This is a genomic window from Alicycliphilus sp. T452 (assembly GCF_054512775.1).
Genome location: NZ_JBTNEH010000001.1, coordinates 314,366 through 322,744, shown reverse-complemented (window position 1 = coordinate 322,744; position 8,379 = coordinate 314,366). Strand labels below are relative to the sequence as shown.

Below are 8,379 nucleotides of genomic sequence, written 5' to 3'. Positions count from 1 at the left end.
TGCCCCGCCGGGGCATCTACGACAACATGAAGACCGCGGTCGACAAGGTCGGCCAGGGCAAGCAGCGCAGCGTCAATGCGCGTTTCGAGGCCATGACCGGGCACTACCTGTTCGAGCCGGAGTTCTGTAACCGGGCCGCCGGCTGGGAGAAGGGCGTCGTCGAGAAGAACGTCCAGGACCGGCGCAAGGACATCTGGCGTGAGGCCAGTGAGCGGCGCTGGGGATCGCTTGACGAGATCAACGACTGGCTGGAGCAAGCCTGTGTGAAGGCCTGGGGCGAGATGAGTCACCCAGAGTGGGGGCACCTCACGGTGGCCGACGTCTGGCAGGACGAACGTGCACGCCTCATGCCCAACCCCCGGGCGTTTGATGGCTATGTGGAGCAGCCGGTGCGGGTCTCTGCCACTTCGTTGATCCACTTCCAGCGCAACCGCTACAGCGTGCCATGCGAGTGGATCCACGCGGTGGTCAGTCTGCGGGCCTACGCAGATGGCCTGCTGGTGGTCGGTCCCGATGGGCGACAGGTGCGCCTGCAGCGCAGCTTCGAGCGGGACCAGACGCTCTACGACTGGATGCACTACATCGCGCTGATCGAGCGCAAGCCCGGCGCGCTGCGCAACGGCGCGCCCTTCAAGACCATGCCCGAACCCCTGCAGGAGTTGCAGCGCCAGTTGCTGCGCCACAGCGGTGGCGACAGGGTGATGGCGCAGGTGCTCATGGGCGTGAGCCTGCATGGGCTCGAAGCCGTGCTTGTGGCGGTGGAGCTGGCACTGCAGTCGGGGCGGGTGAGTGCCGAGCACGTGCTCAACGTGCTCTCGCGCTTGCAGGAGCAGCGCATGCCTGAGCCACCGGTGGCCACCATGCTCACGCTCAACACGCCGCCACTGGCCAACCTGCAGCGCTACGACGCGCTGCGCAACGCCCAGCCTCAAGAGGCCTCACCGGAGTCCGAGCATGCATGACCTCATGGATGCCTTCAAGGCTCTGGGCTTGCACGGCATGGCCAGTGCCTGGCCGGAGGTGCTGGGCACTGCACGCATGAAGTCGCTGGATCACGAGGCCGTGCTGCACCAGCTCATCAAGGCAGAGACCGCGCAGCGCGAGGTGCGCTCCATGGCTTACCAGATGCGCGTGGCGCGCTTCCCATCGCACCGCGATCTCGCCGGCTTTGACTTCGCCCACGCGCAGCTCGATGAGGCGCTGGTGCGCCAATTGCACACCCTTCGCTTCGTGGAGTCGGCGCACAACGTGGTGCTGGTTGGTGGCCCCGGCACAGGCAAGACCCACCTGGCCACCAGCCTGGGGATCGAGGCGATCCGCATGCATGGCAAGCGGGTGCGCTTCTTCTCCACGGTGGAACTGGTCAACGCCCTGGAGCTGGAGAAGGCGCAGAGCAAGGCCGGGCAGTTGGCACACCGGCTGATGTACGTCGATCTGGTGATCCTGGATGAACTGGGCTATCTGCCGTTCACGCAGTCGGGCGGCGCCATGCTGTTCCACCTGCTCTCCAAGCTGTACGAGCGAACGAGCGTGGTGATCACCACCAACCTCACCTTCTCAGAATGGAGCAGCGTCTTTGGCGACGCCAAAATGACCACCGCCTTGCTCGACCGACTCACGCACCACTGCCACATCGTGGAGACAGGCAATGAGAGCTGGCGATTCAAGCATTCCAGTGCCGCTGGTGCGGCACCGCCAAAGCAACGCAACAAAGCTCAGAAAGGAGATCGAAAAGCAGCAGACCCGATAGACTTATCCACAACCGAGTAGCCAGAACATCCATCAACCCAGTGGCTCAGTATTCGACGTGATCACTGGCTCAGTTGTGCTGATGAATCAACACGCTTGTTACCAACTGCCGGTCAAGTTCAAACCACGGAAAAATCGGTTGTGAATTCTTGACAGCTAGCTAGCTGTCTCGGGGTCACCAACAGTTGGCGGCCCAGCTTGAACAACTGCGGTCAGCCAAGAAAGTACGTTCGTACCACAGCGACAGCCGCTCGGACGAACAAAGCACGGGGGGTCCCGGCCGCCGACGAAGCAATTGTCGACGCCAGTCATCCTGCTAGCGAAGGGCGTGGTCAGTGTGCTGTGTGAAGGTAGGGCTTAGGTAGCCGCGTTTGGCTGGACAAGCCCATTGAACGCGGTCACCAAGATTCGCCAACCGCTGCGTGCCTGATCAGTCTGCAGTCACGCACAGAAGAGGCAGGCAGTGCCTTTTCTTCGCCCCTGGCGTGCCCCTGAAACGAAACAAGGACCCGAAGGTCCTTGTTTTTACTAGCAAATTTTGGGGTGGCTGATGGGACTCGAACCCACGACGACAGGAATCACAATCCTGGACTCTACCAACTGAGCTACAGCCACCGTAGCTCTGCATTATAGCCTGAGAATTCTTGGCCTCGCCCCGTCTGATGGAGTTGTTTTAACGGCCGGCCCAGCGCACCAGCAGTCAGAAGACGCCCAGCGCCAGCCCCGCGGCCAGCGCCTCGCCCAGCGCGCGGCAGCGTTCGAGCTCGTCGGCGCCGATCTGCTTGGGCGCCAGGATGGCCTCGGGCGTCTGCGCGTGGGTGCAGACGATCAGCGGCTCGGCCACCTCCTTGAGGCGCCAGCCCGTGGCGATGCGCGCGATCTGCCGCGCGGCGTTCTGGCCGTCGCTGCCGGCGCAGATCAGGCTGGCGTAGGGCCGGCCGTTGATGCGGTCGAGCACCGGGTAGTAGCAGCGGTCGAAGAAGTCCTTGAGCTGCCCGCTCATGGCCGCCAGGTTCTCGGGCGTGGCGAACAGGTAGCCCTGCGCGGCCAGCACGTCGTCGGGGCCGGCCTGCCCCGCGTGCAACAGGCGCACCACCACGGCGGGCTCGGCGGCGGCGCCGGCCTGCGCGGCCTCGGCCATCTGGCGCGTGCCGCCGGTCAGCGAGTGGTAGACGATCAGCAGGGTCTTGGGCGCGGTGGACATGCCTGCATTGTCCCGCTGCCCGGGCGAAACGGTCAGAAAGCGTCTTCGGCCATGTCCGCGCAGGTGGCGTCGCGCGTGCGCACCACGGCCAGCCAGGCGCTGGTCTTCGGCAGCTCGTAATGAAAGAAATAGCGCGCAGCGCCCATCCGCCCTGCGCTGGCAGCTATGGAAAGCGAAGCATCCTCGGCGAGCACGCTGTCCGCCACGTCCAGCCACATCCAGGCCAGCACCACGTGGCCGAAGGCCTGCATGTAAGGCACGGCGTTGGCCAGGGCCTCGCCCGCGTCGCCCGTGGCCCAGGCGGCCCGGGTGGCGTCGATCACGTCCTGCAGGGCCTGTTCGAGCTGGCCGGCCCAGGCAGCCAGCGCGGGCCGCTGGCGCGCCTTGGCGATGGTGGCGGCGACGGTGCGCGCGAGCAGCTGCAGCCCCGCCCCGCCCTGCATGACCACCTTGCGGCCCAGCAGGTCGGTGGCCTGGATGCCGTGCGTGCCCTCGTGGATCATGTTCAGGCGGTTGTCGCGCCAGTACTGTTCCACGGGGAAGTCGCGCGTGTAGCCGTAGCCACCGTGGATCTGGATGGCCAGCGAATTGGCCTCCAGGCAGAACTCGCTGGGCCAGCTCTTGGCGATGGGCGTGAGCACCTCCAGCAGCAGCCTGGCATCGGCGGCGGCCCCGGCGTCGCCCGTGCGGCCCTCGTCGACCAGCCGCGCGCAGTACAGGTTGAGCGCCAGCGCGCCCTCGCTGTAGCTCTTTTGCGCCAGCAGCATGCGCTTGACGTCAGCGTGCTCGATCAGGCGCACCTGGGGGCTGCTGGCGTCCTTGCCGCCGCTGCCGATGGGGCGGCCCTGCAGGCGCGTCCTGGCGTAGTCCAGGCTCGCGTAGTAGCCTGCCAGGCCCAGCATGGTGGCGGCCATGCCGATGGAGATGCGCGCCTCGTTCATCATGTGGAACATGCACTTCAGGCCCTCGCCCGGCGTGCCGACCAGGTAGCCGATGGCCCCCGCCCCGCCCCGCACGGGGTATTTGCCCTCGCCGAAGTTGAGCAGCGTGTTGGTCGTGCCGCGCCAGCCCAGCTTGTGGTTCAGCCCGGCCAGGGCCACGTCGTTGCGCTCGCCGGTGAGCTGGCCTTCGGTGTCCACGAGCTTCTTGGGCACGATGAACAGCGAGATGCCCTTCACGCCCGGCACCAGCCTGCCATCCGGCCCCGGGATCTTGGCGAGCACGAGGTGCACGATGTTCTCGGTCAGCTCGTGGTCGCCCGCGCTGATCCACATCTTGTTGCCGCGCAGGCGGTAGCGCGGGCCGAGCGGATCGGCCTCGAAGCCCGCGCCGTCCGGCTCGGCGCGCGTGGCGATGTCGCTCAGGGACGAGCCCGCCTGCGGCTCCGACAGGCACATGGTGCCCGCCCAGCGGCCGTTGAACTCGTTGGCGGCGAACACCTGCTGCTGCAGCGGCGTGCCGTGCACGAGGATGGCGTTGGCGTTGCCTGTGGTCAGCAGGTTGGAGCCGATGCTGATCGACGCGCAGGCAAAGAAACTGTTGGCCGCCGACTCCACCACGTAGGGCAGCTGCATGCCGCCCAGTTCGTAGTCCTGCGCGGCGCCGAGCATGCCGCTGTCGGCATAGGCTTGGCGCGCGTCGTGGGTGCAACTCGGCAGGATGACCTTCTCGCCGTCGAACCGGGGCTCCTGCGTATCGACGGTACGGTTGAACGGCGCGTACTTCTCGCGCGCGATGCGCTCGCAGGTGTCGAGCACGGCATCGAAGGTCTCGCGCGAGTGGTCGGCAAAGCGCGGCCGGGCGGTGAGCGACTCGGTGCGGAGCCAGTCGTGGAGCAGGAAGTCGAGGGTGGAGCGCAGGGGGGTGGTCATGCGGGAAATTATGGAAGCCCGCCCCCGCAATGGCATGTCCGCTGCGCGACGCGGCAAGCGAGTTGTGCCGCCTGCTGCCGCTGCATGGATTCGCAGTTCTTTGGCCTCCAGCGACCGCCTGGAAATCGCCTGCACAAAACAAAAGCAAACGCCCCGCGCAAGCCTTCCGGCCTGCGCGGGGCGCTCTGTTTCAACCCGTGGTCAGCGCTTACAGCACTTCAAAAATGCCGGCCGCCCCCATGCCGCCGCCGATGCACATGGTCACGCACACGCGCTTGGCACCACGGCGCTTGCCTTCGATGAGCGCATGGCCCGTGAGGCGCTGGCCGCTCACGCCGTAGGGGTGGCCCAGGGCGATGGCGCCGCCGTTCACGTTCAGGCGGTCGGCGGGGATGCCGAGCTTGTCGCGGCAGTAGAGCACCTGCACGGCGAAGGCTTCGTTGAGCTCCCACAGGTCGATGTCCTCTACCTTCAGGCCCAGTTTCTTGAGCACCTTGGGCACGGCGAACACGGGGCCGATGCCCATTTCGTCGGGCTCGCAGCCCGCGACGGCGAAGCCGAGGAAGCGGCCCAGGGGTTTCAGGCCCTTGCGGCCGGCGTATTCCTCGCTCACCACCACGCAGGCGCCCGCGCCATCGCTGAACTGGCTGGCGTTGCCCGCCGCCACCACGCCACCGGGCAGCGCTGGGCGGATTGCGCCGATGCCTTCCTTGGTGGTGCCCTCGCGCGTGCCCTCGTCCTTGCTGACGGTGACCTGCCTGGTGATCAGGCCGAGCTGCTTGTCGACGATGCCGGCGGTGACGGTGATGGGGGCGATCTCGGCGTCGAACAGGCCGGCGGCCTGGGCGGCGCAGGCCTTTTGCTGGCTGGCGGCGCCGTATTCGTCCATGGCGTCGCGGCCGATGCCGTAGCGCTTGGCCACCTGCTCGGCGGTCTGCAGCATGGACCAGTACAGCTCGGGCTTGGTGATCGAGTGATCCATGAGCATGTGCTGGTTCATCTCCTGCTGCACGCAGGAGATGCTTTCCACGCCGCCGGCCACGAACACCTCACCTTCGCCGGCGATGATGCGCTGGCTGGCCATGGCGATGGTCTGCAGGCCCGAGGAGCAGAAGCGGTTGATGGTCACGCCCGAGACGCTGACGGGCAGGCCGGCCTGCAGCGCGATCTGGCGCGCGATGTTCATGCCGGTCGCTCCTTCAGGGTTGGCGCAGCCCATGAGCACGTCTTCGATGTCGGCCGGGTCCACGCCGGCGCGCTGCACGGCGTGCTGCACGGCATGGCCGCCCAGGGTGGCGCCGTGGGTCATGTTGAAGGAGCCCTTCCAGCTCTTGGCGAGCGGCGTGCGGGCGGTGGAAACGATCACTGCGGAGGTCATGTGCTTATTCCCTTGAATCCGGTACCAAATCAGAACTGCTTGCCCTCGGCCACCAGGCGCTGCAGCAGCGGCGCGGGTTGCCAGAACTTGCCATCGTCGAGCGGGTTTTGCGCAAAGCGCTGCATGGCGGCCGCCACGTTGAACAGGCCGACCTCGTTCGCGTAGTTCAGCGGGCCGCCACGGTGCACCGGGAAGCCGTAGCCGAAGATGTAGACCACGTCGATGTCGCTGGCCTTGTTGGCAATGCCCTCCTCCAGGATGTGCGCGGCCTCGTTGACCAGGCTGAACACCAGGCGCTGCACGATTTCCTCGTCGCTGATCTTGCGCGGCGTGATGCCCAGCGCCTTGCGGTGCGCCTCGATCATCGCGACCACCTCGGCGTTGGGGATGGCGTCGCGCTTGCCGGGCAGGTAGTCGTACCAGCCGGCGCCGGTCTTCTGGCCGAAGCGGCCCTTCTCGCACAGCAGGTCGGCGGTCTTGCTGTACTTCATGTCGGGCTGCTCCACGTAGCGGCGCTTGCGGATGGCCCAGCCGATGTCGTTGCCCGCCAGGTCGCCCATGCGGAACGGGCCCATGGCGAAGCCGAACTTCTCGATGGCCTTGTCCACCTGCTGCGGCGTGCAGCCTTCGTCGAGCAGAAAGCCGCCCTGGCGGCCGTACTGCTCGATCATGCGGTTGCCGATGAAGCCGTCGCACACGCCCGAGACCACGGCGGTCTTCCGGATCTTCTTGGCCATCGCCATCACGGTGGCGAGCACGTCCTTGGCGGTGGCGTCGCCGCGCACCACTTCGAGCAGCTTCATCACGTTGGCGGGGCTGAAGAAGTGCAGGCCCACCACGTCCTGCGGGCGCTTGGTGAAGTGGGCGATCTTGTTCACGTCCAGCGTGGAGGTGTTGCTGGCGAGGATGGCGCCGGGTTTCGCAACCTGGTCGAGCTGCTTGAACACGGCCTCCTTCACGCCCAGCTCCTCGAACACGGCCTCGATCACGAGGTCGGCATCTTTCAGGTCGGCGTAGTCGAGCGTGGTGCCCAGCAGGGCCATGCGCTGCTCGTACTTGTCGGCCTTCAGCTTGCCCTTCTTGACCTGGGCCTCGTAGTTCTTGCGGATGGTGGCGATGCCGCGGTCCAGCGCCTCCTGCTTCATCTCCAGGATCTTCACCGGGATGCCGGCGTTCAGGAAGTTCATGGCGATGCCGCCGCCCATGGTGCCGGCGCCGATCACGGCCACGCTCTTGATGTCGCGCCTGGGAGTGTCGGCGGGCACGTCGGGGATCTTGCTCGCGGCGCGCTCGGCAAAGAACAGGTGGCGCAGCGCGCGCGACTCGGGCGTCCACATCAGGCTCAGGAACAGCTCGCGCTCGGTGGCCAGGCCGTCGGCAAACCGGCCCTTGGTGGCGGCCTCCACGGCATCCACGCACTTGAGCGGAGCGGGAAAGTTCTTCGCCATGCCCTTGACCATGTTGCGCGCGAACTGGAAGTAGGCCTCGCCCTGCGGGTGCTTGCACGGCAGGTTGCGCACCAGGGGCAGCGGGCGCGCATCGGCAATGCCGCGCGCAAAGGCCAGGGCGTCCGCCGCCAGGGAGTCGGCGGACGCGGCCATCCTGTCGAACAGCTTCTGGCCGGGCACGGCGGCGATGAACTCGCTCTTCACCGGCTCGCCGCTGACGATCATGTTCAGCGCCGCCTCCACGCCCAGCACGCGCGGCAGGCGCTGCGTGCCGCCCGCGCCGGGCAGCAGGCCCAGCTTGACCTCGGGCAGCGCCACGCTGCAGCCGGGCGCGGCAATGCGGTAATGGCAGCCCAGCGCCAGTTCCAGCCCGCCGCCCATGCACACGCTGTGGATGGCGGCCACCACGGGCTTGCTGCTGTTTTCCAGGGCGCCGATGACCGAGTGCAGGTTGGGCTCCTGCAGCGACTTGTCGGTGCCGAATTCCTTGATGTCCGCGCCGCCCGAGAACGCCGCGCCGGCGCCGGTGACGACGATGGCCTTGATGGCCGCGTCCTGCTGGGCCTGCTGCAGGCCCGCCACCAGGGCCTGGCGCGTGGCCAGCCCCAGCCCGTTCACGGGCGGGTTGTCGAGTGTGATCACCGCCACGTCGCCGTGGGCCTGGTAGTGCGCCGTCATGCTGTTGCTCCTGCTTGGTTCGGATGGAAAAAAGTACGCTCGTGCGATTTT

General features: G+C 66.9%; 6 protein-coding genes and 1 tRNA gene. 2 read left to right on the top strand and 5 right to left on the bottom strand.

The genetic code is table 11. The features are described 5' to 3' along the window. On the top strand, nt 1-962 hold a 962-nt coding region (locus ACX12L_RS01550; protein WP_459260982.1), incomplete at its 5' end, for a Mu transposase domain-containing protein. Continuing rightward, entirely contained in the window at nt 955-1,770 is an 816-nt protein-coding gene (gene istB / locus ACX12L_RS01545; protein ID WP_013721199.1) for an IS21-like element helper ATPase IstB, read from the top strand. The genes ACX12L_RS01550 and istB, both read left to right, overlap by 8 nt. Before the next feature lie 518 nt (nt 1,771-2,288). Here istB and ACX12L_RS01540 read toward each other — a convergent pair. The 5 genes from ACX12L_RS01540 to ACX12L_RS01520 form a co-directional block, all read right to left on the bottom strand. Continuing rightward, nucleotides 2,289-2,364 (bottom strand) — tRNA-His (locus ACX12L_RS01540). 85 nt (nt 2,365-2,449) lie between these two features. Beyond that, nucleotides 2,450-2,953, bottom strand: coding sequence for a flavodoxin family protein (locus ACX12L_RS01535; protein ID WP_459260981.1), 504 nt, complete (start codon nt 2,951-2,953; stop codon nt 2,450-2,452). Between the two features lie 32 nt (nt 2,954-2,985). Further along, nucleotides 2,986-4,824 (bottom strand): acyl-CoA dehydrogenase, encoded by a 1,839-nt coding sequence (locus tag ACX12L_RS01530; protein WP_459260980.1) that lies wholly within the window; start codon nt 4,822-4,824, stop codon nt 2,986-2,988. Between the two features lie 208 nt (nt 4,825-5,032). After that, the gene (locus tag ACX12L_RS01525) at nt 5,033-6,202 is read right to left on the bottom strand and encodes an acetyl-CoA C-acyltransferase (protein ID WP_459260979.1); all 1,170 of its coding nucleotides are present in this window, start codon (nt 6,200-6,202) and stop codon (nt 5,033-5,035) included. 29 nt (nt 6,203-6,231) lie between these two features. Continuing rightward, nucleotides 6,232-8,328: a 3-hydroxyacyl-CoA dehydrogenase NAD-binding domain-containing protein gene (locus ACX12L_RS01520; protein WP_459260978.1), complete on the bottom strand. Its 2,097-nt coding sequence runs from the start codon at nt 8,326-8,328 to the stop codon at nt 6,232-6,234. Nucleotides 8,329-8,379 lie beyond the last annotated feature (51 nt).

What these genes read in the sequence shown, in the direction of transcription:
- istB (WP_013721199.1), top strand. Translation starts at nt 955, where the DNA reads ATGCATGACCTCATGGATGCCTTCAAGGCTCTGGGCTTGCACGGCATG.
- ACX12L_RS01535 (WP_459260981.1), bottom strand. Translation starts at nt 2,953, where the DNA reads ATGTCCACCGCGCCCAAGACCCTGCTGATCGTCTACCACTCGCTGACC.
- ACX12L_RS01530 (WP_459260980.1), bottom strand. Translation starts at nt 4,824, where the DNA reads ATGACCACCCCCCTGCGCTCCACCCTCGACTTCCTGCTCCACGACTGG.
- ACX12L_RS01525 (WP_459260979.1), bottom strand. Translation starts at nt 6,202, where the DNA reads ATGACCTCCGCAGTGATCGTTTCCACCGCCCGCACGCCGCTCGCCAAG.
- ACX12L_RS01520 (WP_459260978.1), bottom strand. Translation starts at nt 8,328, where the DNA reads ATGACGGCGCACTACCAGGCCCACGGCGACGTGGCGGTGATCACACTC.